Here is a 25,601-nt window from a genome sequence, read left to right as displayed (position 1 = left end):
GCTTTAAGCCCTCGCATTCCACGATCGACGCCGTTCGTACCCCCCGCGATCGGAGTCAGCAATGACACGCAACCGTCTACGCCTGTCCATCTATGTGGGAGCGGCGCTGCTCGCCGTGGGCGGAGGCGCGGTCGCCGCGGTCGCGGCGACAGCCCCGACCACCAAGGCGGCCGGCGGGCTCACCGCCACGTTCACCAAGAACTCCGACTGGGGTACGGGCTACCAGGGCACGTACGTCATCAAGAACACCGGCGGCGCCGCGGTCACGGGCTGGCAGCTCGCGTTCGGCCTGCCGTCGAGCGCGAAGCTCGGCAGCACCTGGGAGGCCTCGGTCACCACCTCGGGCGGCGTGAACACGGCGAAGGACAAGGGCTACAACGCGACCATCCCGGCCGGCGGCACCACCGAGTTCGGCTTCATCGTGGTCGGCAAGGGCGACCCGACCAGCTGCGCCATCAACGGCGCCTCCTGCACCGCCGGCGGTTCGGTACCCACGACGGCGCCGGCCACCAAGCCCGCCACCACCGCCCCGACCACGTCGCCGACCAAGCCGCCGACGACCGCCCCGACCAAGCCGCCGACCAGTGCGCCGGCGACCACCACCGCGCCCCCGCCGTCCAACGGGGGTGGCGGGACCGTGCTGGTGGCCCCGTACGTGGACATGGGCCTGCTCTCCAACGGGAGTACGACCCTCGCCCAGCTCGCGAGCAGCAGCGGCGTGAAGTCGTACTCGCTGGCGTTCGTCACCGGCGCGGGCTGCAAGGCCAGCTGGTTCGGCGCGTTCGACCCGCGTACCAAGCAGTTCGGCGACCAGATCAAGGCGCTGCGGGCGGCCGGCGGTGACGTCAAGGTCTCCTTCGGCGGCGCCACCGGCATCGAGCTGGCCCAGGCCTGCACCGACGTGACGGCGCTGCAGGCCGAGTACCAGGCCGTGGTGTCGGCGTACGACCTGAAGTTCATCGACCTGGACATCGAGGGTGCGGCCTCCGCCGACACCGCCTCGATCGCCCGCCGCTCGACCGCGCTGGCCGCGCTGCAGAAGGCCAACCCCGGCCTCAAGATCTCGCTGACCCTGCCGGTGCTGCCGGAGGGCCTCACCAACGACGGCCTGAACGTCGTGAAGTCGGCCAAGAACGCCGGCGTCGACGTCGACCTGGTCAACATCATGGCGATGGACTACGGCCGCTCCGCCCAGGACTACGGCGACCTCGCCATCCAGGCCGTGAAGTCGACCAAGGACCAGATCAAGGCGATCTACGGCAACAGCGACGCTGCGGCGTTCAAGATGGTCGGCGTCACCCCGATGCTCGGCAAGAACGACGACCAGGGCACCTTCAACCAGAGCGACGCCCGGGACCTGGTGGCCTTCGCCAACAGCAACCACGTCGGCTTCGCGTCCTTCTGGGAGCTCAACCGCGACAAGAACGCGTGCAACGGCGCGCTGTTCCAGTGCACCAACGTGCCGCAGTCGGCCTTCGAGTTCAGCAAGATCTTCGCCGGCTTCCGCGGCTGAGAGAAGTTCCGTCCCCGAAGTACCACCATCCCCATCAGCGCGGCGCCGGGAAAGCACCCCTCCCGGCGCCGCGCGCCTGTCCGCTGTCCCCGAAGCCGCGACCGGTCTCCGCGAGTGACCGCTGCACCAGCTCATCCAGGGACGACTCGTCCGGCGCCTCGAGCCAGACGTGCAGCGAGACGCGCATGGCCGTCATGAACGCGGCCGCCATCAGCCGGGCCCGCATTCCCTGCGGGTCCGGCTCGTCGTTCCGCTCCGCGACCGCGGCGGCCAGCTCCCGTTCCAGCGCCGCGAACGTGCTCACCTGCTGCGCGGCGAGCGCCGGCTGGGCGCGCATCAGCCGGGACTGGGCGACCCACTGCGGGTCGAGCTCGCCCAGCTGCTCGTAGAACTCCTGCGCCGCCCGGGTCAGCGCGACCCACGGCGCCTCGCCCGCCGGACGCGCGCGCACGATGTCGATCAGCGCGCCGATCCGTTGACGGTCGCCGTACAGCAGCGCCTCTTCCTTGTTGGCGAAGTAGTTGGAGAACGTCCGCCGGGAGACGCCGGCCTCGTCCGCCACCGCCTCCACCGTGATCTTGTCGGCGCCGTGCGCCATCGCGAGCCGGACGGCGGCCTCGTGCAGCGCCTGGCGGGTCGCCGTCTTCTTACGTTCCCGCAGCCCGGGCTCGGGGACGCGGACCTCGGTGGTCATGGCGTCGAGCGTACCGAGAATGTGACTCAGTTCCCACTGTGCAAACTTGCGCATTGGGCAAGTTAGGCCGATAGTTGTATGAGGCAACCATTCCGAGGAGGTGGCTCATGGTCGACGACGCCGGTAGCGCGGCCCGCCGGGAGCTGCTCGCCCACCTGCGCGAGATGCTGAAGGCCGTACGCCTGCTGAAGAACGACATGTCGACGCAGCACCCGGACGTCCCTGCCGGGACCCTCAGCGTGCTGGCGCTGATCGACGCCATGGGCGGGGAACCGGCGGCCCCCGGCTGTCACGTCAAGGACCTGGCCGCCCGCTCGTCGCTCGACCCCTCGACGGTCAGCCGCGCCGTCGCCGCCGTGGTGCGGGCCGGGCTGGTCGAGCGCACCGCGGACCCGCACGACGGCCGCGCCAGCGTGCTCGGCCTGACCCCCGCCGGCCGCCGTTCCCTCGACGACGCCATGGCGTGGACCGACGACCGCCTCGCCGGGGCCCTCGAGAAATGGAACCCCGAGGACATCTCCGTCTTCACCGCGCTGCTGCAGCGATTCTCCGCAGACCTCATGTCCCACCATCACCGACCGCTGGAGGCCGCGCGATGAGCGCACCCACCACCACTCGCGCCGAACACGGCGCGATGAGCCACCGCGAGATCCTGGAGGCCCTCAGCGGCCTGCTGCTCGTGTTGTTCGTCGCGATGTCCAGCGCGACCATCGTCTCCACCGCCCTGCCGAAGATCATCGGATCGCTGAACGGCAGCCAGACCCAGTACACCTGGGTCGTGACGGCCACCCTCCTGACCGCCACCGCCACCACCCCGATCTGGGGCAAGCTCTCCGACCTGTACAGCAAGAAGGCCCTGGTCCAGGTCTCCATCATCGTGTTCGTGCTGGGCTCGATCGTGGCCGGCTTCTCGCAGACCGCCGGGCAGCTCATCGCCGCCCGCGCGTTCCAGGGCATCGGCATGGGCGGCGTCCAGGCGCTCGTCCAGGTGGCGATCGCCGCGATGATCCCGCCGCGTGAGCGCGGCCGCTACAACGGCTACCTCGGCGGCGTGCTCGCCCTCGCCACGGTCGGCGGCCCGCTGCTCGGCGGCGTCATCGTCGACACATCGTGGCTCGGCTGGCGCTGGTGCTTCTTCATCGGCGCCCCGGTGGCCATCGTCGCCCTGATCGTCCTGCAGCGCACGCTGCACCTGCCGGTCATCCGCCGGGAGAACGTGAAGATCGACTACGCCGGCGCCACGCTGATCGCCGCCGGCGTCAGCGTCCTGCTGGTCTGGGTGTCGTTCGTGGACAGCTCGTTCGACTGGGTCTCCTGGCAGACCTTCGCGATGGTCGGCGCCGGCCTTGCCCTGCTCGCGATCGCCGTCTGGGTCGAGGCCCGCGCCGTCGAGCCGGTCGTCCCGCTGCAGATCGTCAAGCAGCGCACCACGGCCCTGGCGATCCTCGCCAGCCTCGCGGTCGGCATGGCGATGTACGGCGGCTCCGTCTTCCTCGGCCAGTACTACCAGATCGGCCGCGGCTACAGCCCGACCGAAGCCGGCCTGCTCACCATCCCGCTGATGGCCGGCATGCTGGTCTCCTCGACGATCTCCGGGCGGCTGATCACCAAGTCCGGCCGGATCAAGCCGTACATCGTGGCGGGCACCATCGTGCTCGTCGCCGGCTTCGCGATGCTGTCGGTCATGGACCACGAGACGGCGCTCTGGTACATCGGCGTCGGCATGGCCCTGGTCGGCATCGGCGTGGGCATGTCGATGCAGAACCTCGTGCTCGCGGTGCAGAACTCCGTCTCCCTGCGCGACATCGGCGCCGCCAGCTCGACGATCGCGTTCTTCCGCTCGCTCGGCGGCACGATCGGCGTCTCGGTCCTCGGCGCGGTCCTGGCCCACCGGGTCACCGACTCGATCACCAAGCAGCTGGCCGCGGCGGGCGTACCGGCCGGCGGCGGCGGCAAGACCAGCAGCCTCAACCTGGCCGAGCTGCCGGCCGCGGTCCAGCACATGGTCCGGGCCGCGTACGGCGACGCCACCGGGCACATCTTCCTGATCTCGGCGGGCATCGCGGTGGTGGGCGTCATCGCGTCGCTGCTGTTCAAGCAGATCACCCTGCGGTCGACGATCGACCTCGGTAAGACGGCGCAAGCCTCGGAGAAGGCCCCGGCACTCACCAAGTAAGCGGGTTCGACAGCGGCGCCCGGGGACTCCCCGGGCGCCGCTTCTTTCCGGCTAGGCCGCGACGGCCGCTTCGACGACCTGGTCGGTGGTGGGACGTAGCCGCGGTGCACCGATCGCGGTGAGCATGTTGACCGCCGCGAACACGGCCGCGAAGAGCAGCCCCCGCTCGAAGCCGCCCACCAGGGCCTCCTGCGGCTGCGTACCGCCGGTCAGCAGGCTCTGCACGTGCGAGGTGGCCAGCGTGGTGATCACCGCGAGGCCGAGCGCGCCGCCGACCTGGTAGCCGGCGTTCACCACCCCGGACGCCGCACCGGCCTGGTCGTGCCGCACGTCGGCCACCGCGGCGATCGACGCCGGGGTGCCGACCGCGATGATGCCGATGCCGAACAGCACGATGCCGGGCAGGATCGTGAGCGCGTACGAGCCGGTCGCGTCGGCCCGGGAGAGCAGCAGCAGGCCGATGATGCTCAGCGCGGCGCCGCCGAACTGCACGGGCTTCGTGCCGAACCGGGTGACCAGCTGCGAGGCGATGATCGCGCTGGCGATGGCGGCGATGCCCATCGGCAGGAACTGCAGGCCGGTCTCCAGCGCCGTCAGGCCACGGACCTGCTGCAGGAAGATCGCGGTCAGGAAGAACATCCCGAGGAACGCCGCGCCGTTGAGCGCCAGCGCCAGGATCGACGTGGTCAGGCCGCGGGACCGGAAGAGCCCCAGCGGTACGAGCGGAGCGGCGGAACGGGCCTCCACGCGTACGAAAGCGGCCAGCAGAGCAAGACCACCGACGAGCAGGGCGACGACCTCGAACGACGACCACCCCTTCGGTTCGGCCCGGATGACGCCGAGCACGATGGCCAGCAGGCCGGAGGTGCTCAGCAGGGCACCCGCGACGTCGAACGTGCGGCGGCCGGTGGTCGCCACCCGGCTCTCCGCGACATACAGCGGCACCAGCAGCGCCAGCACGATCGCGATCGGCACGTTGACCAGGAACACCCAGCGCCAGGTCAGCGAGTCGACCAGCAGGCCACCGGCGATCACGCCGAGGGTGCCGCCCAGCCCGGCCAGGCCGCCCCAGACGCCCATCGCGATGTTGCGCCGGCGCCCGTGAGCGAAGGTCACGGTAAGGATTGCGAAGGCCGCGGGCGACATCAGGGCGCCGCCGAGGCCCTGCACGGCCCGCATGATCACGAGTTGCTCGGGGTTCTGCGCGAGCCCCGCCACCAGCGACGTCACGCCGAACAGCACCAGGCCCGCCACGAACATCCGGCGGCGGCCGAGCAGGTCGGCCACCCGGCCGCCGAGGAGCAGGAAACCCCCGAAGAGCAGGGTGTACGCGCTGACGACCCACTGCAGACCGGAGGCGGTGAACCCCAGGTCCTGCTGGATGTCGGGCAGCGCCACGTTCACGATCGTCACGTCGAGCACGACCATGAACTGGGCGACCGCCAGCACGGCCAGGGTCGACCAAGGATTGCGTTGCACCGGTCCCACCTCCACGCGAGCGCCGCCCTGTGCGGCGTACATGTACACCGTATATGTACGCCGTAGAGGAACGTCAAGGGATGTGACGGAGATCAGTTGCGGCGAAGCCCCCGGACACCCGCGATCAGCAGGTCCAGATTCAGGGCGAAGTAGTCGTCCTCGTCCCGGCAGACAGCCAGGTACGGCGCGGCCGCGATGACGTTCGGATACCGCTCCGGTGACAGCGCCCCCAGCATCGCCTTCTTGTGCCGGAGCATCTCCTCCCGCTCCTCGCCGGCCGGCGGCACGCCGGGCGAAGGGTCGGCGGCGACGAGCGTGATCACCGAGCACATCAGGAAGGTGCCCACCTCGGCGGCCCGCGGCGGCTCGAACCCGGCCCCCCGCAGCAGCTCCAGCACCCGTTCGGCTACTCGCAGGCCGGGCTCGGCCACGAGGATGCGGCGCAGTGCGAGCACCGCCGTGGCGGGGTGCGGCCGGATGGCGTCGAGGAACGCCTGGAGGATCTCCCGCAGCTGCCCGTCCCAGGGCGCCTCGCCGGGCTCGGGCAGCTTGACCGACGCGAGCAGGTGCTCGGACAGGCCGTCGAGCAGGCTGTCCTTGTCGTTGAAGTGCCAGTACATGGCCATCGGCGTGACGCCGTTCTCCTGCGCCAGGCGCCGGATGGTCACGGCGTCCAGGCCTTCCGCGTCGGCGAGGGTCATCGCGCAGTCGACGATGACGTCGCGGCTGAGACGTACGGTCCGCTTGGCCATCCCTCAACTGTACGACGTACATGGTGTGCGACTTCGCATGGCGGCGACGTGGATCACGGGTGCGACGCTGGGATCAGAAGTTCACTCAGGGCTAACCTTCGGAACACGTACCGCATTTGTTCTACAGCGGGGGCGGAGGGTGTCGATCAATCCCGGTGAGCGGAAGGGGTGGGCCGGATGGACAGGCGGGTGCACGACGCCGAGCAGCTGTCGGCTGCCCTGACCGAGCTCGAGGACCAGTACTCCTGGGACGCCGACGCCACCTATGACGCCGCGATCGCGTACGAGGACGCGGCGTGCCGCCTCGGCGACGACCGGATGATCACCCGCGCCCGTCTCGTGCAGGCCAACATGCTCATGCGCAAGGGCGAGGTCGCCGCGGCCGCCCAGCGCATCTGGAAGATCCACCACTGGGCCGTCGACCAGGGCGACACCCTGGTGCAGGCGCGCACGCACCTCGTCTGGGCCAACATCCACCGCCACCTCGGCGACGCTGCCCAGTCCCTCGAACACTCGGTGCTCGCCGTCGAGCTGCTCGACGACACCGCCACCGACCACATGCAGGTGTGGCACCGCGCGAAGCTGGCCGACGCCCTCGGCGCGGCCGGCTCCATGGACGCCGCCCGGCAGCGGTACGCCCAGGCCGAGGAGCTCGCGGTCCGGCTGGGCCTGCCCCGGCTGCTCATGGGCATGCTCAACAACTACGCCTACACCGAGTACGCGGCCGGCGAGAACGCCCGGGCCGAGGCGGTGGCCCGGCGGCTGCAGGAGGTCGCCGAGCGGCACGGCTTCACCCTCGACCCCGCGGTGCTCGACACCATCGGCGCCATCGAGATCGAGAACGGGAACTACAGTCAGGCCGAGCAGACGCTGACCGAGGCCGTCCGCCGCCACCACCAGGGCGGATACGAGGACGCCGACGCGCTCGCCGAGTTCATGCTGACCCTCGCCCGGGCCCAGCGCTTCCTGCAGGCGACCGACCGCGCACAGCTGTCCCTGGACGTCTCGCGGGAGCTCTGCGTCGAGCGCGGGCTCGGCGACGTGCTCGTCCGGGTCCACCAGGAACAGGCCGAGCTGCACGCCGCCCGGGGGGAGTTCGCCGAGGCTTTCGCCGTACACAAGATCTTCTTCTCCGCCCACAATGCGCTGCACTCGTCGCAGCGGGAGGCGCAGGCCCGCACCCGGCAGGCGATGTTCGAGACCACCGAGGCTCGGCAGGAGGCCGAGCGGTTCCGCGAGCAGGCCCGCCGCGACGCGCTGACCGGGCTGCACAACCGCCGGTACATCGACGAGGAGCTGCCCCGGCTGGTTCGCTCCGGCGCCGGACTGACCGTGGCGATGGTCGACCTCGACCACTTCAAACGGGTCAACGACCAGTTCTCGCACGACGTGGGCGACCAGGTGCTGGTGCTCGTGGCCAAGCTCCTGGAGACCGAACTGGCCGCGGTCGCTCCGGACGGCTTCGTGGCGCGGATGGGCGGCGAGGAGTTCCTCATCGCCATGCCCGGCACCACCGCCCCCGCGGCGGCCGCTCAGCTCGACGGCATCCGCCGGGCGATCGGATCGTACGACTGGACCTCCCTGACCCACGGCCTGCCGATCACGGTGAGCATCGGGGCGGCGGACCTGTGCGACGCGCCGGCCGCGTCCCAATCGGCCCTTCTGTCCACAGCAGACCGGAATCTGTACGTCGCCAAGCACGCCGGACGCGATCGGGTCGTATCGGGCAAGCCTTGCGATGGCCGCGCCCGGTCCTACCGGGACGGTGCCACCGCGGCCTGATGGGCACTGCGCTGCGTGACAATTCCTTGGAGCGACAGGGCTGAATTCGATCATCTTCTGGCGCTAGGCTGGCCGGTACGGATCTCGCCGTAGGGTCGGGCTCCGGTCCGGCCTGGACGGCCGGGAGTCTCGGCCAGGGGTGGCCTGATCAGGAGGCGGTCGACGTGACGCAGGGCAGCGCGGATTCGGCACCGGCAGAGACGGCACCGCCGGGGGTCAATCCCAACGTGCCGCACTCCGCCCGCATCTACGACTACTGGCTGGGCGGCAAGGACAACTTCGCGGTCGACCGGGCGGTCGGCGAGGCCATGATGAAGGCCATCCCGGGCATGCGCTACATGGCCGGCGAGAACCGCAAGTTCGTCCATCGCGCGGCCCGCGACCTGGTCGCCAAGGAGGGCATCCGGCAGTTCCTCGACATCGGTACGGGCATTCCGACCCGGCCCAACCTGCACGAGATCGCCCAGCAGATCGCCCCGGAGACCCGGGTGGTCTACGTGGACAACGACCCGATCGTGCTGGTCCACGCCCGGGCCCTGATGGTCAGCAGCGAGGAGGGCCGCTCCGAGTACATCGAGGCGGACATCCGCCGGCCGGAGTCGATCCTCACCGAGCCCGTCCTGCAGCAGACCCTCGACCTGACCAAGCCGGTCGGCCTGACGCTGATCGCGATCCTGATGCTGCTGGCGGACGAGGACGACCCCTGGGACATGGTGACCCGCTACCGCGACGCCATGCCGTCGGGCAGCATCATGGCGATCACCCACCCCACGGCGGACTTCAATCCGGACGAGGTGAATCAGGCGGTCGCCGCGGCGCGCGGGGCCGGCATGACGTTCCAGGACCGGGGCAGGGACGAGGTCGCCCGCTTCTTCGGCGACTGGGAGCTGCTCGAGCCGGGGCTGGTGCCGGTGTCCGCCTGGCGTCCGGACAGCCCGGTCGACGCTCCGGAGGCGGCCTATTACTGGGCCGGAGTTGCCCGCAAGCCCTGATACCCGTTCCGCTCCCGGCCCGATCGCCTCATCCGGGCTTCCCCATCGGGCAGACATCGCCGGAAAGATCGGCCGGCCGAGCGATCCAGCACGGGGGAACCGGACCGCCCGGCCGGGGTCCGGGCAACGCGCCCTCCTCGTGGAGTGCGCGACGAGCGACGCCTGCGCAGCGCCGCTCACCTTCTAAGACGTTGTCAGGGCCGCATCCGGGGGCGTCCGCGCGTGGGCATTTTCGGGAGCAGGCGGGCGCGGACCAGCACCTGGCGGCTGCGTCCCTGCTCACCGGTCCGCCGGTCGATCATCGCGCCCTTCACCTCGAACCAGATGTCGCCCTCGTACGGGATCGGCTTGGCCCACTCCACCCGGTGCAGCCGGAGCGCCAGCGGGCCGCTGCCGTAGCAGTAGTCGCGTTCCTGGAAGACGTGGACCGGCCAGCGGGCGATGCTCAGCTGGAGCCGTCCGTCCCGGATGACCGGCGCAACGAGGGACCAGGTCCGCCGGCCGGCCGCTTCCTGCGGCCGACGCCGGCGGGCGCAGTGGACGTGTTCAGTGACTCGCGTGAGGATCACCGCCGTCGTCCGGGGTGGGGTCCGGAGGGTGACTCCCGTCGTTCCGGGTCAATGCATAGCGGACGCCACCGAACCGGTGGGACACTGTCGTGGCCCGGGTCGTGGCAGCTTCCATCCCGTCGGGAAGCCTCTCGTCGCGATAGACGAGGGCCGGGTTGCCACGCCTAGGCGTGTCCGTGCCGTCCGGCTCGGTGAGGTCGAACGGTTCCGGGCCGATGTTCGGTACCGACATGTGCATCTCCTCCCGCTCGGGCGCTCCCGCCAGAGAGCCCCGCGTCGAGGGCCGCAGCGGCCGTTCCGCGACTGACCCGTCACTCAAAGATGTCACCCTCCGTGACCCACTTTGTGTGGGGTACGTGCGTTATCATGCTCACAATCATGTGAGAACGCAAGGCCAAATGCACGTGCATCTGCACAGCTGGCGGCGGCGTGACACACATCGCCGGTCTCCGGACCGGTCTCACCGTTAGGGAGCCTAGGAATGACGCACATTTTCAACGGCATGCCCGCTGGGCAGCTGCAGGGTGTGACCTGGCGAAAGAGCGGCCGGAGCAACCCCAGCGGCAACTGCGTCGAGTGCGCCGCGCTGCCGGACGGGAGCGTGGCGATGCGGAACTCCCGCGACCCGCAGGGCCCGGCGCTCATCTACACGCCGGCCGAGATCGAAGCCTTCCTCGGCGGGGTCCGGGACGGAGACTTCGACCACCTGCTCGGGTGAATCGATTCCGCACTCCGGATGACGCCCCGGACAACTAACTACATAGTGTAATCGAACCGCGACCAGGATCAGGCGAGCCGGCCGACCTCGTGCAGCAGCTTGCCGAGGATCTCCTGCGTGTGGTTCGGCGGCTCGGCGTCGATGCACACACGCTCCATCGCGATCGCGTAGTGGTCGACGTCGTCCCGCTTGTCCAGGTAGATGGCGCTCGTGAGCTGCTCGACGTAGACCACGTCGGGCAGCTCCGGCTCCGGGAAGCGCAGGATCGCGAACGGACCGCCCGCCGCGGCGTGGCCGCCGGCGTGGAACGGGATGATCTGCAGCCGGACGTTCGGCCGCTTCGACGCCTCGATGAGCGCCTCGATCTGACCCCGCATGACGTCTGCGCCGCCGATCGGCCGCCGCAGCACCGCCTCGTCGATGACCGCCCACAGCTGCGGCGCGTCGGGGCGGTCCAGCAGCTGCTGGCGCTGCCGGCGCAGCTCCACCCGGCGGTCGATCTCGTCGGCCGTGGCGCCGGCGTGACCGAGCATGATCACGGCGCGGGCGTACTCCGGGGTCTGGAGCAGCCCCGGGACGAACTGGATCTCGTACGTGCGGATCAGCGACGCGGCCGCCTCGAGGCCCAGGTAGGACTGGAACCACGACGGCATGATGTCGCCGAAGTGGTGCCACCAGCCGGGGTTGTTCGCCTGCCGCGCCAGGCCCAGCAGCGCCTCGCGCTCGGCGGGGTCCTCGACGCCGTACATGCTCAGCAGGTCGGCGACGTCGCGCTCCTTGAAGCTGACGCGACCGAGCTCCATGCGGCTGATCTTCGAGCCGGAGGCGCGGATCTCGTAGCCGGCGTCCTCCCGAGTGATGCTTCTGCCCTCGCGTAGCCGACGCAGCTGCGCGCCGAGCAGGATGCGCAGCACGGTGGGGCCGCTGTTCGGCGCCTCCTCCTGCGTACCGGTGCTCACCTGGCTCCTCGTCCGACTCGTCCCCCGGAACTGCAAGTTGCAGTTCGGTCGCCCAATGCATCCTAAGGGTGAGATCGCCCGGCGGAAAACCGAACGTTCGGCCACCGCAGACCGGGACGCACGTTGCGGATGCACGTGCATCCGGCCTTGCGGACGCACTTGATCCCGAGCATGATATCTGACAGGCGGTTGCTTTGCTGCTGACGCAGGGTATTGGGATTTCCGCGATCACAGCCCAGCGGACGCCGGTGGAGCACCGACGACCGAGTCGTTCCCGGGATCGGAGGAGACTCTCGATGTCGACCCCTACCATCGCCCCACCGCAACGCGACCCTGCGGACGTCGCGCCTGCGGACAGCTACCACAAAGCGGACCCGGTGTGGGTATACCGCGACGGGTGGCGCGCGGGCGTGATCGAGGCCGCATCACCGCGCGCCGTGACCGTCACCTACCGCCCGGGATCCCACCTCGGCACCGGCGTCGACACCTTCACCGCCTCCTACGTGACCTCCCGCGCCGACGAGGACCCGGCACTGGACCGTCGCCAGGAGAACGCGCTGGCGTACCGTCGCCCTCGCAGCGGCGGCGACGGCGCGTCGGTGCTCGACAGGCCGCAGCGATGACCGGCGCCGTCGCGCTGGCCGCCCTGGTCGGCCTGGCGAGCCTGCTCGGCGGCGTGGCCCTGGGCTGGTACCTGCGCCGGACCAACGACTGGTGCCCGCACTGCGGTGACCAGCTCAGCTGCGACGCGTGCGGGGGCAAGGCCGCCTGGCCCCGGGACCGTGAACCCGAGCTGAGCCTCGACCAGAGCTGAGGCCCACCACCGCGTGACGACCTTCATCCTGACCTGGGACGGCAGCGACACCGGCTACTTCCGCACCAACTACCGCCGCGACATCGAGGCCACCGCCGGCGGCGGCACCGTGCGGGGCCGGTGGAGCTTCGGGTCCCGGCGATCCGGCGCGGCGACCGGCGACCGCGTGTTCCTCCTGCGCCAGCAGACCGAGCGCGGCATCGTCGCGAGCGGCCGCCTCGCCGACGGCGCGATCTTCCCCGCGCCGCACTGGGCCGGCGACCCCGGCAAGGTGACGTACTACGCCGAGGTGCTCTGGGACCGGGTCGTGCCGGTGGCCGACCGCCTGCCCTTCGCCGAGCTCCTGCACGGCGTCCCCGGGCACCACTGGAACCACATCTTCGCCTCCGGCCAACGGGTACGCCCACCCGCCGACTCCGAGCTGGCAGAACTGTGGGCCGCGCACCTCAAGGACCTGGACGGCTGACCGTACCCTCGGCTCCCGTGACCCAAGATCGAGTTCTCGCGGGGGTGGCGGTGCTGGGCGGCGTAGCGCTCGGTGCGGCCGACTTCGCCCTGCAGAAGCTGCTGCCCTACCCGTGGGCGAACCTGGCCAACTCGGCCGCCGCCTGGGCAGTCGCGGCCTTCGCGCTGGGTTATCGGGTACGGGGAAGCGCGGCGCGAGCGGCCGTCGCGGCGACCGTCCTCCTCGTGATCGCCGTACCGAGCTACTACCTGACCGCCGTCCTCGTACAGCACGACGACCTCGCCAGCATGTGGGCGCCCGCCTCGCTGCTGTGGATGTTCTTCGGGGTGCTCGCCGGCATCGTCTTCGGCATCGCCGGGCGCTGGACGCGACTGCCGAACTGGCGGGGATACGTCGGCGTCGGACTGCCGGGTGCCGTGCTGTTCGCCGAGGCGGCCCGGCTCCTGCGCCGCGATCTGGCGGCCACCGCGGCGATCGAGGCGGTGCTCGGCGTGCTGGTGATCGCGCTGGCCGGGCGCACGTGGCGGCAGCGGGCGGTGGGCGTGGCGGTGGCCGTACCGTTGGCCCTGCTGGGTTTTCTGGGTTATCAGACCGGTGGCATGGCATGAACCGCCGGGATTCGGGTTTGGACCGGCCGGGGCAGGGGTAGATCCCGGCCGCCGGGCAGGCTCGAGCCCGCCGGCACACCGCCCGGAGGTGGCACGATGCCCGACCCCGCGTTCGACGCCATCGTCTCGGGCCTGCGCGCCGAGGACGCCGGCTTCGTCGACCGGCTGGAGAAGCTCGGCGACCCCCGCCGCAAGATGCGGCTCACGCTCGCGGTTCTGCTGTGGACGGTCGCGCCGCTGTGCATCGTCCTCGGCGGCTGGACGGGTGTGCTGGTCGCGGTGATCGCCGGCGGGTACGGCACCCACCTCATGCGGACCCCCTCCTGGAGGAACACCATGACCGAACCCGACCCCCGGCCGGCCACCATCGAGGAGGCCGCGGAGATCGTCCGCAACGACGAGGCCCTGCAGGCGGCTACCGACACCGCGGCCGCCGACGACACGGCCACCGACGACGACGCCCGCACCGCCGACTCGGCCCCTACCGGTGAGACCAGGGACAGCTAGCTAAGCCCCGTCAGCGCCAGCGGTCGCCGGTGAGGCGCTCGTAGACCTCGATGTAGCGGTTCCGCGTCGCCTCGACGACCTCGTCCGGGATCTCCGGGCCGGGCGCCGTGCGGTCCCAGTCGGAATTCGCCGACCAGTCCCGCAGGAACTGCTTGTCCAGGTATCGCTGCGTACCGCCCGGCTGCCACTCGTCGGCCGCCCAGAACCGCGACGAATCCGGGGTGAGCAGCTCGTCCCCGAGCTTCAGCACGCCACCGGACAACCCGAGCTCGATCTTGGTGTCGGCGATGAGAATCCCGTTCCGAGCCGCGATCTCCGAACCCCGCCGGTACACCTCCAGCGTGATCCGCCGCAGCTCGGCCGCGACATCGGCACCGACAGAACGCTCCACATCCTCGTACGTGATGAACTCGTCGTGCCCCTCGCCGGGCGCCACCTTCGTCGTCGGGGTGAAGACGGGCTCGGGCAGCTTCGACCCCTCGATGAGGCCGGGCGGCAGCGAGACCCCGGAGACGGCCCCGTCCTTCTCGTACTCCTTGAGCCCGGACCCGGCCAGATAACCCCGAGCGATGCACTCGACCATGACCATCTCGAGCCGCTCGCACCGCACGGCCCGGCCGGCCCACTCGGCGGGAACATCGGTCGCCGACACGATGTGGTTGGGCACGACATCGGCGAGCTGGTCGAACCACCACAGCGACAGCTGGGTGAGGATCTTGCCCTTGTCCGGGATGGCGGTGGGCAGCACCACGTCATAGATGGAGACACGGTCCGAGGCGACCAGCAGGATGTCGTCGCCGTCGGCGTAGACGTCCCTGACCTTGCCCGAGTGCAACAGCTCCACGTGTTCCCCTAACCGCAAGCGGACTCCGTGCAGTCACGCTATCGGACGGGGTAGGGACGGGATGACGACGGCCACGATGTACGCGACGTTGTCGGACCCTCGCGCTATGTTGCCGCCGTGACGGATCTTCCCGAAGGTGCGTACGAGCACCTCATTACGCGCGGGATGCAAGGGCGCCTCGGCGACTTCGACAGCGACCTCGTCCTGCGGGCAGACCTTGATCCCGCCGACTCGCATGAGGTCATCGGTCGGCATCTCACGGAAATGGCAGTACGGGCGCTCAAGGCGGTGCCCGGCCAAGGATCCGCACGGCTGACGGCGCAGGTGCAGTTGGCCAACACGATCGCCGCCGCGATCAGGAGCGCGGCGCCGCGGGCCGTCGAAGACGAAGACCTCTTGGGTACGCCACCCAAGCTGCTCACGGCGATCGCGACCCGGCCGCCAGCGCCCCTTCCGGTCGCCTTTCCCACGCGCCCGGAAACTCCCTTCGCGGCTGGGGCACTCCTCACCAACGGTCGAGGTCAGCCCCGGATCGGCACCGAGGTCATCAAGGAGATGGCGTCGGCAAACGAGGTGCAGTTGTTGTGCGCCTTCATTAAGTGGCACGGCGTACGCCTCTTGCAAGACGCGATTCGGGACCTCGGCGCGCGCGGCGGAACCCTTCGCATCATCACCACGACCTACCTGGGCGCCACCGAGCAGCGAGCCCTCGACAGGCTCGTCGAGCTGGGCGCGGAGGTGAAGATCTCGTACGAGACGAGGACCACCCGGCTCCATGCCAAGTCGTGGCTGTTCCACCGGCACACCGGAACGAGCACGGCCTACGTGGGCTCTTCCAACCTCTCCAAGAGCGCCATGATCGACGGCCTCGAGTGGAACGTGCGCCTCTCCCAGCTGGAACAGGAGGCGCTTGTGGAGACGATCAGGAAGACCTTCGTCGAGTATTGGAACGATCCGGCCTTCGAGTCCTACGACCCGGCGATAGCGGCCGACCGCGAACGGCTTCAGACCGCATTGACCCAGGCGGCCGGCCCCAGGCCCGGCGATCTGCCCATCGACATCGCCAGCATTGATGTTCGGCCGTACCCGTACCAGCAGGAAATTCTTGAGCGGCTTGATGCCGAGCGCATGGTGCATGGGCGGCGGCAGAACCTGGTGGTCATGGCGACCGGCACCGGCAAGACGATCGTCGCCGGCTTGGACTACCGCCGGCTCCGCAGCCAGGGGATCGGAACCCTTCTCTTCGTAGCGCACCAAGATCGCATCCTGCGGCAGAGCTTGCGGGTCTTCCGACAGGTGCTTCGCGACGGCACGTTTGGTGAGTTGTTCGTGGATGGCCAACGGCCCTCGCAATGGCAGCACGTGTTTGCGTCGGTGCAGTCGCTGCACGCCCGCGGCGTCGATGACTGGGACCCAAGTCGGTTCGACATGGTCGTCGTCGACGAGTTCCACCACGCGGAGGCCGCGACCTACCAACGCCTGCTCCGACATTTACAGCCGAAGATCTTGCTGGGATTGACCGCGACTCCGGAGCGGGCGGACGGGCTCGACGTTCGCCACTGGTTCGGTGGCCACACCGCGGTGGAACTCCGGCTGTGGGAAGCGCTGGAACGGCAACTCCTGGCGCCCTTCCAGTACTTCGGTGTCCACGACGAGGTAAGTCTCGCCGGACTGCGCTGGAAGCGAGGACGCGGGTACGACATCAGCGAGCTAGAAAACGTTTACACAGGCGACGACGCCCGCGTGCGGCTCATCGTGGAGTCCCTGCGCAACACCGTCGACGTGGGCCGGATGCGAGGCATCGGCTTCTGCGTCAGCATCAAGCACGCGGACTTCATGGCAGCTCATTTCCATCGAATCGGCATCCCTGCCCGCGCGCTGCACTCCAGGGTCGACGCGAATCAGCAACGGAGTGCCGTCAGAGAGCTCGAGGACGGCAGCCTCAAGATGCTCTTCACGGTGGACCTCTTCAACGAGGGCGTCGACCTGCCGCGGATCGACACCATTCTGATGCTGCGCCCGACCGAGAGCGCCACTATCTTCCTCCAGCAGTTGGGGCGAGGTCTCCGGCTCGCTGATGACAAGGCTTGCCTGACCGTCCTCGATTTCATCGGCGGGCAGAATGCCCAGTTCCGCTTCGACCTGCGCTATCGCGCTCTAACCGGAGCGACACGTCGCAGGCTCCTGCACGACGTCGAGCAGGATTTCCCCACGCTGCCGGCCGGTTGCCACATCGAGCTCGACCGCGTGGCCAAGACCATCGTGCTGGACAACATCCGTGCGGCACTTCGCCGTCAGCGCCGAGACTTGGTCGCCGAACTGCGGGCCCTGCGTGACGTCACCCTGGTCGACTTCCTGAGCGAAACCGGACTCGAGCTGGAAGACCTCTTCCGCCGTAAGTCGGGCCGCGGTTGGATCGGGCTTCGCGAGGAAGCGGGCCTGGAAATTCCTGAGGGTCTGGACGACCTCCCGGTGAGTACAGCCATCGGTCGCATGCTGCACATCGACGATCCAGACCGCGTTACTGCGCTCCGTCGGCTTGCCGAAGGACACGGGGTCGGTGGGCGGTTGGGCGCGATGATGAACCAGTCGCTCTGGGGCGATCCTCAGGCCGACAGCGCCTCCCGCCTGGCCGCACTCCCTCGACGGCGGGCCGAACTGACTCAGATTGCCGACGTGCTGGAGGCACGCATCGAACGCGTGACGCCCCTGCTCGATCCGACCGGCGTCAACCCGCTGCGCCTGCATGCCCGATACACGCGAAACGAGATCTGCACCGCCTTCGGGATGGGCGACCCGTCGAATGTTCGCGAGGGTGTCAAATGGCTTCCCGACGAAAACGCAGACGTTTTCTTCGTGACCCTGACCAAGACGGAACAGCACTACTCACCGACGACCATGTACCAAGACATGGCGATCACCGAAAGCATCTTCCAATGGGAGTCGCAGAGCACCACGTCGTCGGCCTCGCCGACCGGTCAGCGCTACATCCATCACGAGGCACGCGGCTCGTCCGTGCATCTCTTCCTTCGAGAGGTGAAGAACGCGGACGGCGACTTGGGTGCGCCACCGTATCTCTACGCGGGCCCGATGACCTATGTCCGGCATACCGGTGAGCGTCCGATGCGCATCGAGTGGCGGTTGACCCATCCCCTGCCGGCGGACGTCTACCACGCCGCAAGGCTTATGGCCGCGTGAGCGCCGAGTCAGGCAGGCTGGGCCGCGAGGCGACGTCCCAGTACGGGGAGCGACCGCCCCTTCAACCGTGCCAGCAGGTATCCCCCGCCGATCGCCGCCGCCGAGGTCACCACGCCGGCCAGGACCAGCGCGCCGCGGGAGCCCAGCGTGTCGCAGAGCCAGCCGATCAGCGGCGCGCCCACGATGCCGGACAGGGATGACACCACGCCGAGCGTTGCGAGGACCCGGCCGCGCATGTCTTCGCGGGTGTCCAGCTGGACGCGGGTGGAGATCACCGTGTCGAAGATGACCGCTCCCGCCGCGATCGGCAGGATCAGGGCCGCGAAACCGAGGACGTTCGGTGCCAGGCCCGCAGCGAGCTGGAGCAGGCTGATCGTCAGGCCCGCCGCCAGCAGGACCCGCAGCGTCGACCGGCCGCTGCCGGCCAGCAGCAGGCCGCCGGCCACCGCTCCCACCGCGAAGACCGTCGAGAGCATTCCGTACGACGCCGAGTCGGCGTGCAGCGGGCCGGCCACCATCGCGGCCATGGTCACCTGGTAGTTGCGGCCGAGGGAGCCGAGGACGAACGAGAGGGCGAGGATCACCAGGACGACCGGCTGGCCGGCGAGGTAGCGCAGGCCCGCGCGGACGCCGCCTTCACCAGGGGCGGGCGCCGCGAGGGTGCGCATCGATCCCGTACCCATGATCGCCAGCGCCACGATCACCACGACGTACGTGGCCGCGTTGATGGCGAAGAGGGAGCTGGCGCCGGTGATGCCGACGAGGATGCCGCCGAGGGACATGCCGACGATGCGGCCGGCCGAGCTGAGCACCGAGCCCAGCGCCAGCGCCGAGCCCAGCGCCGACGACGGGACCAGGGCCGAGCCGAAGCGGCCCAGGCACGGGCCCTCGACCGAGCTGATCACGCCGGACGCCAGGGCGACCGCGTAGACGGGCCACAGGTGGCCGGTGTCGACGACCAGGGCGAGGGCCAGCAGTGCCCGTACGGCCTGGAAGACGATCAGCGCCGGCCGGGCCGGGAGGCGGTCGGCGAGGGCGCCGCCCCAGCTGCCCAGCAGCAGGACCGGCAGCGCCTGGAGCATCACGACGACGCCCATGGTGGCGGCCGAGCCGGTCGCGGAGAGGACCACCCAGTTGAGCCCGAGCACCTGCATCCACGTGCCGGCCACCGAGACGACGTCGGCGGCGGCCCAGAGGCGGTAATTGCGCTCCCGGAGCGGTGCGAACATCGGAGCCACGGTGGGGGCACCTCCACGAGGAAAGTGGCGCCGGATCTCGGCGCCACCCGCCCTATCGGGAAGCGCTTCTGGGCTCCTTCGGCGGTTCGGACCGGAACACCGCAATCGCAACCCGCACGGTTGCGGCGCCCGTTCCCGGCTCGATGAGCCGGGAACGGGCGCCGCCGCGGGGGAAGGAGGGTCAGACCCGCAGGGTCCGCAGGGCGCTCGCCAGCTCGAGGCCGGCCTCGCGGAGCTCGCGGGTGACCTCGTCGGTCTGCTCGACGGTGGCCTTGGCCTCGGCGCGGGTCTCGGCGACCCGGGACATGGCGTCGGCGATCTGCTGCGCCCGGGAGCCGGCCGCCGCGATGCTGTGCGTCATCTGCTCGGCCGTCGCGTGCTGCTCCTCGACCGCCGAGGCGATCGTCGTCTGGTAGCCGTTGACCTTGCCGATGACCTCGCCGATCTGGGTGATCGAGTCGACCACGCCGGTGGTGTCGGCCTGGATCGTGCCGACCTGGGTGGTGATCGAGTCGGTGGCCTTGGCGGTCTCCTGGGCGAGGTCCTTGACCTCGCTGGCGACCACCGCGAAGCCCTTGCCCATCTCGCCGGCGCGGGCCGCCTCGATGGTGGCGTTCAGGGCGAGCAGGTTGGTCTGCTCCGCGATCGCCGTGATCACCCGGACCACGTCGCCGATCTGGGCGGACGAGTCGCCGAGCTTGGTCATCGTGCGGCTGGCGTCGGAGGACACCTCCATCGCGTCGTTCGCGACGTTGACGGCCTCGGAGGCGCTGCGGGAGATCTCCTGGATGCTGGCGCCCATCTGCACGGCGCCCGCGGCCAGGGTGGCGATGTTCTCGGAGACCTCCTGCGAGGCGCGGAGGATCTCGCCCGCCGCCTGCACCGAGCCCTGGGCCCCGTTGACCATCTCGGCGACCAGCGTGGTGAGGCGCTCGGTGGCGCCGGTCATCTTGACGTTCGTGGTCTCCGAGAGGCGCACGACCTCGGTGAAGCGGTCGAGGAGGCGGTTCAGGTTCTCGCCGGCGGGGGTCAGGTCACCCTCTTCGACGCGTACGGTGAGGTCACCGGCCGCGGCCTTCTCGAGCACCTCGACTGAGGGATCCTGGCGCCGCATGCTGCGGGCGACCACGAACCCGACGACCAGTCCGACGATTGCGGCGACGACGACGCCAATGACCATGATTGCTCCCCCGGAGTTCCGACTGGCCCCTTTGATCGGCACCCGGGCACCGCAGTTTACGAAGCACCCAAAACGCAACAAACTCCGGCCGGCCCGAGTGCGGGCCGGCCGGAGGTGCCGGGTGCGCCGGTCATGAAGGGGTAGACCGAGGCGCCCGTCTTGCGACCGGCGGCTGGGGGGAATCCAGCCGGGGGATGCCGGTCAGCTGTTCAGCAGCGTCAGCATCTGCTTGATCTGGTCGGTGCGGCTCTCCCGTACCCGATCGGCGAAGGCCTTGGTCTCGGCGTTGACGCCGTCGGTCTTCTCGAGCCGGGCCATCTCGACCGCGTTGTGCTGGTGGGCGACGAAGAGGTTGAGGAACGCCGTCTCGAACGCCGCGCCCTTGGCCTTCTTCAGCGCCGCGATCTCCTCCGCGCCGGTGGCCGGGAGGCCGCCGTGGTCGGCGTGCGCGCTGGGCGCGTGGTCGACCGTGGCCGGCTTCTTCCACCCGGTGAGCCAGGACTTCATCAGCTCGACCTCGTCCGACTGGGTGGCGTCGACCGCCTGGGCCAGGGTCTTGACCTCGTCGCGCTGCGCCGACTTCTCGGCGAGGCGGACCATCTCCAGGCCCTGCTCGTGGTGCGCCACCATCATCTGCAGGTACATGACGTCGGTGTCGTTGAACTTGCCCTCGGCCTGCACCACGGCCTTGGCGTTCGTCGTCACCTGCGCCGGGGTGTCCGGCGCGGTGCCGCACGCGCCCAGCAGCAGCGCCGCCGAGAGGACTAGGACGAGACGCTTCACAGCGGCAGCCAGAGGGCGAGGGTGAAGATCGAGGGCTCCCAGCTGCGGATCGAGGAGTGCCCCTGGCGGCACTTGTACTTCTTGCCCTCGAAGGTCACCTGGTCGCCGGTCTTGTAGGCGACGCCCGGTGCCCAGTCACCGCCGCCGGAGCCCGGCGCATCGGTGACCGGCGCGGCCGTCGTGGGTGCCGTGGTCGGAGCCGTCGTGGGAGCAGTCGTCGGGGCCGTGGTCGGCGGCTGGGTGGTGGGCGCGGTGGTCGGGGCGGTTGTCGGCGTGCCGCCGGAGTCGGAGCCGCCGCCCACGTTCAGGTCGATGCAGCTGTAAAAGGCGTTGGGTGTGTCGCCGATGTTCCAGACGGCGAGGACCGTCTGCTTGCCCCGGAAGCCGCTGAGGTCGACGTTGTGGGTCTCCACCGCGTCCGGCTGCTGGTTGCCCCCGTCAACGGTGGCGACCTTCTTGCCACCGATGAAGTACTCCCAGTTGCTGGTGCGGTGGCGGGCCGTCATCACCCACGTGAACGTGACATTGGTGCCGACCGCCTTGGCCGGCCAGTTACGGCTTTCGTCGGCGAGTACCGACCACTGGGCCACCCCGCCGTTGCAGGAGCGCTGGCCCTTGGGCGCCTCGACGCTCTGCGGCTCGAACTGGATCGGGCCGCAGTCCTTCACCGCGCCCGACGCGCAGAGGGCCTGGCGGCTCGGCGGCGCGGAGACGTACCCGTGCGCGAGGGCCGGTGACGTGACCGCCAACGTCGACCCCGCCGCCCCGAGTGCCACCAGCGGATATGCGATCGACCTGCGCATCTTCGTCTCCTGTCGTCGTCGGCCTTGATTACGGCAGGACCGTAACGACGCGTTCCATAACGGAGCCTTAAAGGCTCCGGAAAGACTCATGAAGCCGCATGGCGCCGCCGGACGGTGGTGGATTTCTCCGGTACGGGGAGCAGCAGTCCGATTCGCGCCCCGCCCAGCGGCCCGCGGGTGATCTCCAGTCGCCCGCCCGCCGCCTCGGCGACACGGCGCACGATGTCCAGCCCGAGCCCGGTGGAACCGGCCCCGCTGACACCGCGCTGCACCGCGGCGGCCGGGTCGGCGATGCCCGGCCCGGCGTCGTCGACGAGCAGCCCCGCGGACGACACCGAGACCCGGAACGCGACGCCCTCGGGCGTGTGGGCGAAGACGTTGCCGAGCAGCGAGTCCACGGCCAGGATGACTTCGCTGCGCGGCAACGGCACCAGGACGGGCACCTCACCACCGACGACCTCCCAGGGCCGGAACTGGTCCTCCGCCAGCGCCGACCAGAAGGCGAGCCGGTCCGCCAGCACCTCGACCAGGTCGGCCTGCTCGTTGTTGCGGGCCTCGATGCCGAGCCGCGCCCCCGCGATGATCGCCTCGAGCTCCTCGTCGAGCATGTCGCAGGCCTGCCGCATCCGTTCGGCGATCGGCCCGGCCGGCATCGTCTCCGCGTCCAGCCGCAGCGCGGTCAGCGGCGTACGCAGCCGGTGCGACAGGTCGGCGGCCAGCTCCCGTTCCGCGTCGAGCAGGCGGCGCAGGTCGGCGGCCATCACGTTGAACGCGGTCGCGGCGTCGCGCAGCTCGGGCGGTCCCGAGGGGTCCACGCGTACGGCGAGGTCGCCGGCGCCGAGGCGGCGGCTCGACCTGGCCAGCTCCCGGGTGGCCCGCACCAGGCGGCCGCCGAGCCGGTCGGCGAAGAGCACCGACCCGGCGACCAGCACCACCGCCAGCGCGCCGAGGGCGAGCCAGGCCGGCCACACCCCCTCGCGCATGTCCTCGTCGGGCACGTACACCTCGATGACCACGGACCGGCCGTCGCTCAGCACGCTGGGCTGCAGGTACGCGATCCCGCCGGCGATCTCCGCGGTCACCGGCCTCCGGTACAGGTTGGCCTGCGCGACCTCGGTGCCGGTCACGTGCGTCGTACCGACCGGGGCGATGCCGGGCAAATGCACCGCCAGCCGGCCCGCGCTGCCCGCTACGGTGCTGGCCACCGCGCTCGTCAGGAGCTGCGGGTCCGAGTTGACGGCCAGCGCGGCCACCATCGCCGCGGCCTGCTGCCGGGCGTCGCCGATGGCCCGGTCGTGGGCGATCTTCCCGGTGGCGTAGATCAGCGGCACCAGGAAGGCCAGCGCCACCATCGCGGTGATGGCGAGCGCGAGCCGGTTCAGCTCCCACCTCACTGCGGATCGACCATCATCACGCCGACCCCGCGTACGGTGTGCAGGAAGCGCGGCGCCGCCGCCGACTCCCCGAGCTTGCGCCGCAGCCAGGAGATGTGCACGTCGATGGTCTGCTCCTCGCCGATCCGGGACTGGTTCCAGACCTCGGTCAGCAGCTCCCGCCGGCTGACCACCTGCCCGACCCGCTCGGCCAGGTAGGTGAGCACGTCGAACTCGCGGCGGGTGAGTTGCAGCGGCTCGCCGCGCAGCGCGGCCCGCCGCTGCCGCGGATTGATCTCCAGCTCGCCGACGGTGATCACGCTGGGTGCGGTGTCGACAGCGGCCCGGCTACGGCGGAGCACGGCGGCGATGCGAGCCAGGATGTGCCCGCTGGAGAACGGCTTGGTCACGTAGTCGTCGGCACCGGCGCTCAGCAGGCTGATGATGTCGGCTTCGGAGCGCCGCGCGGTGGCGACGATGACGGGCACCGCGGAGACCGTACGCATCATCCGCAGCGCGTCCGTGCCGTCGATGTCGGGCAGCCCGAGATCGAGGATCACCAGGTCGGGAAGCTCCTCGGTGAGGATCTTCAGCGCCTCGGTGGCCTGCCCGACCGGCCGGACGACATGGCCGGCGTCCGTCAGCGCCCGGGTCAGCGCCGCCGTGATGTTGCGGTCGTCCTCGACCAGCAGGATCAACGCCATGGGCACCACCCTAGGTGCAGGTGAGACGATGGCAATGTGCGATCTCCGCGAAGCTGGTTCCCGGTGCTGGGCTGGTGCGCGGCCACGCTGACCAGCGTGGCGCTGGCATCGGTGGCGATGCTGCCCGTGCTACGCACCGCGACGTCGGACGAAAGTGCCCTGGTCTCGGTCGAACAACTGCGTGACTCGGAGCAGGGCCCGCCGACCACGCCGCCCATTCCCTCGTCGTCACCGCTGCCCATCGATCCGGCGTCCCCCGCGGCGAGCAAGTCACCGGATCCCGCTCGCAGCCCGTCGCACAGCAAGAGCGCCACACCGCCGCGGACACCGGCCACGCCGCCGCCCACCCAGACCCCTACGACGACCACGACGACCGAGGACGGCTGGACCGTCAGCACGGACGGCGACGGCAACCGCAGCTATCTCCGGTCGTTCCGGGTCGAGGGCGGCCAGACCGTGATCCGGGCTGCGGACGGCGTGATCAAGCTGGTGACGGCCACCCCGAGCGACGGCTACTCGGTGGCGACGGTGCAGAACTCACCGGACAACCTCGCGGTCTACTTCAACGAGGTCAACCACAGCTTCATCATTCACGTGGTGTGGCAGGCCGGAAAACCGTTCGCAGAGATCGACGAGATCGGCTCCTGAGCGTGACCGTGACCGTCGACCGGCCCCCGGCGACCCGCCGTGAACTCGGCCTCGAGGTCGCCGTCGTGCTGCTGCTGTCCCTCGGGCAGTCCGCGGTGTACGCGGCCGTGTCCCTCGTCGCGAAGCTGACCGCCGGCAAGCCCCTGTCCCAGCAGACCGCCACGCTGAACCCGTCGCAGTCGCCGCGGCCGTACCTCGATCTCACGTACCAGTTGCTCGGGATCTTCTTCGCGCTCGTACCCGTGTTGCTGGCCCTGTATCTGCTGCACCGCGACCGGCTCTCTCCGGTCCGCACGCTGGGGTTGGATGCGCGCCGCCCGGGCCCGGACGTCGGCTGGGGTACGGCGCTCGCCGCGTGCATCGGCATCCCGGGCCTGCTGCTGGTCTTCGTGGCGGCCCAGCTCGGCCTCAACGCGCGGATCATCCCCGCGGCGCTGCAACCGGTCTGGTGGGCGGTGCCGGTGCTGATCTGCGCGGCCGTGCAGAACGCGGTCCTCGAAGAGGTCATCGTGGTCGGCTACCTGGTGACCCGCCTGCGCACGTTCGGATGGAGGCTGGGCTGGATCGTCGCCACGAGCGCCGTCCTGCGCGGTTCCTACCACCTGTACCAGGGCTTCGGCGCCTTCGTCGGCAACGCGGTGATGGGCGTGGTCTTCTCGCTGTTCTTCCTGCGCAAGGGCCGGGTGATGCCGCTCATCGTGGCGCACAGCCTGCTCGACATCGCCGCGTTCGTGGGCTACACGCTCCTGCCGAAGGACTGGCTGACCTGGCTCTGAGCGCGCCGTTCAGGCGCTGATCGCC

27 protein-coding genes are annotated in these 25,601 nt (G+C 70.1%); 14 read left to right on the top strand and 13 right to left on the bottom strand.

The genetic code is table 11. The features are described from left to right. The first annotated feature begins 61 nt into the window (after positions 1-61). A complete protein-coding gene (locus AB0368_RS31190; RefSeq protein ID WP_366157590.1) occupies positions 62-1,513 on the top strand; it encodes a cellulose binding domain-containing protein in 1,452 nt (483 codons plus the stop codon). A gap of 34 nt (positions 1,514-1,547) precedes the next feature. Here AB0368_RS31190 and AB0368_RS31185 read toward each other — a convergent pair whose 3' ends face one another. Next, positions 1,548-2,207 (bottom strand): TetR/AcrR family transcriptional regulator, encoded by a 660-nt coding sequence (locus AB0368_RS31185; protein ID WP_366157589.1) that lies wholly within the window; start codon positions 2,205-2,207, stop codon positions 1,548-1,550. A gap of 107 nt (positions 2,208-2,314) precedes the next feature. On the opposite strand from AB0368_RS31185, the gene AB0368_RS31180 reads away from it, so the two are divergent. Together AB0368_RS31180 and AB0368_RS31175 are read left to right on the top strand one after the other, a co-directional pair. Further along, the gene (locus tag AB0368_RS31180; protein WP_366157588.1) at positions 2,315-2,806 is read left to right on the top strand and encodes a MarR family winged helix-turn-helix transcriptional regulator; all 492 of its coding nucleotides are present in this window, start codon (positions 2,315-2,317) and stop codon (positions 2,804-2,806) included. Beyond that, a complete protein-coding gene (locus AB0368_RS31175; protein WP_366157587.1) occupies positions 2,803-4,383 on the top strand; it encodes an MDR family MFS transporter in 1,581 nt (526 codons plus the stop codon). The genes AB0368_RS31180 and AB0368_RS31175 overlap by 4 nt, the downstream gene beginning before the upstream one ends. 51 nt (positions 4,384-4,434) lie before the next feature. On the opposite strand, the gene AB0368_RS31170 is transcribed toward AB0368_RS31175, so the two are convergent. Further along, entirely contained in the window at positions 4,435-5,862 is a 1,428-nt protein-coding gene (locus AB0368_RS31170) for an MFS transporter (protein WP_366157586.1), read from the bottom strand. Positions 5,863-5,954: 92 nt separating this feature from the next. Further along, positions 5,955-6,614: a TetR/AcrR family transcriptional regulator C-terminal domain-containing protein gene (locus tag AB0368_RS31165; protein WP_366157585.1), complete on the bottom strand. Its 660-nt coding sequence runs from the start codon at positions 6,612-6,614 to the stop codon at positions 5,955-5,957. Between the two features lie 177 nt (positions 6,615-6,791). Here AB0368_RS31165 and AB0368_RS31160 point away from each other — a divergent pair, with 177 nt between their 5' ends. Then, complete coding sequence (locus AB0368_RS31160) at positions 6,792-8,396, top strand: GGDEF domain-containing protein (RefSeq protein ID WP_366157584.1); 1,605 nt, start codon at positions 6,792-6,794, stop codon at positions 8,394-8,396. 164 nt (positions 8,397-8,560) lie between these two features. Next, positions 8,561-9,388: an SAM-dependent methyltransferase gene (locus AB0368_RS31155; protein ID WP_366157583.1), complete on the top strand. Its 828-nt coding sequence runs from the start codon at positions 8,561-8,563 to the stop codon at positions 9,386-9,388. 194 nt (positions 9,389-9,582) lie between these two features. On the opposite strand, the gene AB0368_RS31150 is transcribed toward AB0368_RS31155, so the two are convergent. Together AB0368_RS31150 and AB0368_RS31145 are read right to left on the bottom strand one after the other, a co-directional pair. Then, positions 9,583-9,957, bottom strand: a complete 375-nt coding sequence (locus AB0368_RS31150) for a hypothetical protein (RefSeq protein ID WP_366157582.1) — start codon at positions 9,955-9,957, stop codon at positions 9,583-9,585. Then, entirely contained in the window at positions 9,935-10,189 is a 255-nt protein-coding gene (locus AB0368_RS31145) for a hypothetical protein (protein ID WP_366157581.1), read from the bottom strand. The genes AB0368_RS31150 and AB0368_RS31145 overlap by 23 nt, the downstream gene beginning before the upstream one ends. A gap of 249 nt (positions 10,190-10,438) precedes the next feature. Here AB0368_RS31145 and AB0368_RS31140 point away from each other — a divergent pair, with 249 nt between their 5' ends. Then, complete coding sequence (locus tag AB0368_RS31140; RefSeq protein ID WP_364698591.1) at positions 10,439-10,675, top strand: DUF397 domain-containing protein; 237 nt, start codon at positions 10,439-10,441, stop codon at positions 10,673-10,675. A gap of 68 nt (positions 10,676-10,743) precedes the next feature. On the opposite strand, the gene AB0368_RS31135 is transcribed toward AB0368_RS31140, so the two are convergent. Beyond that, positions 10,744-11,634, bottom strand: a complete 891-nt coding sequence (locus AB0368_RS31135; protein WP_366157580.1) for a helix-turn-helix transcriptional regulator — start codon at positions 11,632-11,634, stop codon at positions 10,744-10,746. A 296-nt stretch (positions 11,635-11,930) separates the two neighbouring features. On the opposite strand from AB0368_RS31135, the gene AB0368_RS31130 reads away from it, so the two are divergent. The 5 genes from AB0368_RS31130 (at position 11,931) to AB0368_RS31110 (ending at position 14,029) form a co-directional block, all read left to right on the top strand. Beyond that, positions 11,931-12,257, top strand: coding sequence for a hypothetical protein (locus AB0368_RS31130; protein ID WP_366157579.1), 327 nt, complete (start codon positions 11,931-11,933; stop codon positions 12,255-12,257). Then, a complete protein-coding gene (locus tag AB0368_RS31125; protein ID WP_366157578.1) occupies positions 12,254-12,448 on the top strand; it encodes a hypothetical protein in 195 nt (64 codons plus the stop codon). Before AB0368_RS31130 ends, AB0368_RS31125 begins: the two co-directional genes overlap by 4 nt. 13 nt (positions 12,449-12,461) lie before the next feature. After that, complete coding sequence (locus AB0368_RS31120) at positions 12,462-12,914, top strand: hypothetical protein (RefSeq protein WP_366157577.1); 453 nt, start codon at positions 12,462-12,464, stop codon at positions 12,912-12,914. A 17-nt stretch (positions 12,915-12,931) separates the two neighbouring features. Then, the gene (locus AB0368_RS31115) at positions 12,932-13,522 is read left to right on the top strand and encodes a DUF6518 family protein (RefSeq protein WP_366157576.1); all 591 of its coding nucleotides are present in this window, start codon (positions 12,932-12,934) and stop codon (positions 13,520-13,522) included. Positions 13,523-13,618: 96 nt separating this feature from the next. Then, the gene (locus AB0368_RS31110) at positions 13,619-14,029 is read left to right on the top strand and encodes a DUF3040 domain-containing protein (protein WP_366157575.1); all 411 of its coding nucleotides are present in this window, start codon (positions 13,619-13,621) and stop codon (positions 14,027-14,029) included. Between the two features lie 10 nt (positions 14,030-14,039). Here the strand turns inward: AB0368_RS31110 and AB0368_RS31105 are convergent, their stop codons facing one another. Continuing rightward, positions 14,040-14,873, bottom strand: a complete 834-nt coding sequence (locus AB0368_RS31105) for a phosphoribosylaminoimidazolesuccinocarboxamide synthase (RefSeq protein WP_366157574.1) — start codon at positions 14,871-14,873, stop codon at positions 14,040-14,042. A 117-nt stretch (positions 14,874-14,990) separates the two neighbouring features. Here AB0368_RS31105 and AB0368_RS31100 point away from each other — a divergent pair, with 117 nt between their 5' ends. Next, positions 14,991-18,071, top strand: a complete 3,081-nt coding sequence (locus tag AB0368_RS31100) for a DUF3427 domain-containing protein (RefSeq protein WP_366157573.1) — start codon at positions 14,991-14,993, stop codon at positions 18,069-18,071. Positions 18,072-18,079: 8 nt separating this feature from the next. Here AB0368_RS31100 and AB0368_RS31095 read toward each other — a convergent pair whose 3' ends face one another. The 6 genes from AB0368_RS31095 to AB0368_RS31070 all read right to left on the bottom strand — a co-directional run bounded on the left by AB0368_RS31095 (position 18,080) and on the right by AB0368_RS31070 (position 24,152). Then, positions 18,080-19,300, bottom strand: coding sequence for an MFS transporter (locus AB0368_RS31095; RefSeq protein WP_366157572.1), 1,221 nt, complete (start codon positions 19,298-19,300; stop codon positions 18,080-18,082). 190 nt (positions 19,301-19,490) lie between these two features. Continuing rightward, positions 19,491-20,489, bottom strand: coding sequence for a methyl-accepting chemotaxis protein (locus tag AB0368_RS31090; RefSeq protein ID WP_366157571.1), 999 nt, complete (start codon positions 20,487-20,489; stop codon positions 19,491-19,493). 201 nt (positions 20,490-20,690) lie between these two features. Then, positions 20,691-21,194 (bottom strand): DUF305 domain-containing protein, encoded by a 504-nt coding sequence (locus AB0368_RS31085; protein ID WP_366157656.1) that lies wholly within the window; start codon positions 21,192-21,194, stop codon positions 20,691-20,693. Between the two features lie 74 nt (positions 21,195-21,268). After that, positions 21,269-22,075, bottom strand: coding sequence for a lytic polysaccharide monooxygenase (locus AB0368_RS31080; protein ID WP_366157570.1), 807 nt, complete (start codon positions 22,073-22,075; stop codon positions 21,269-21,271). Between the two features lie 86 nt (positions 22,076-22,161). Next, complete coding sequence (locus tag AB0368_RS31075; RefSeq protein ID WP_366157569.1) at positions 22,162-23,469, bottom strand: HAMP domain-containing sensor histidine kinase; 1,308 nt, start codon at positions 23,467-23,469, stop codon at positions 22,162-22,164. Next, a complete protein-coding gene (locus AB0368_RS31070; protein ID WP_366157568.1) occupies positions 23,466-24,152 on the bottom strand; it encodes a response regulator transcription factor in 687 nt (228 codons plus the stop codon). Before AB0368_RS31070 ends, AB0368_RS31075 begins: the two co-directional genes overlap by 4 nt. A gap of 36 nt (positions 24,153-24,188) precedes the next feature. On the opposite strand from AB0368_RS31070, the gene AB0368_RS31065 reads away from it, so the two are divergent. Both AB0368_RS31065 and AB0368_RS31060 read left to right on the top strand, forming a co-directional pair. Next, a complete protein-coding gene (locus AB0368_RS31065; protein WP_366157567.1) occupies positions 24,189-24,800 on the top strand; it encodes a DNA mismatch repair protein MutL in 612 nt (203 codons plus the stop codon). A 2-nt stretch (positions 24,801-24,802) separates the two neighbouring features. Beyond that, the gene (locus tag AB0368_RS31060) at positions 24,803-25,576 is read left to right on the top strand and encodes a type II CAAX endopeptidase family protein (protein ID WP_366157566.1); all 774 of its coding nucleotides are present in this window, start codon (positions 24,803-24,805) and stop codon (positions 25,574-25,576) included. Positions 25,577-25,601 lie beyond the last annotated feature (25 nt).

The organism is Actinoplanes sp. NPDC051475 (assembly GCF_040689425.1).
GTDB lineage: Bacteria > Actinomycetota > Actinomycetes > Mycobacteriales > Micromonosporaceae > Actinoplanes.
This window is presented reverse-complemented; position numbering and strand designations above follow the sequence as displayed.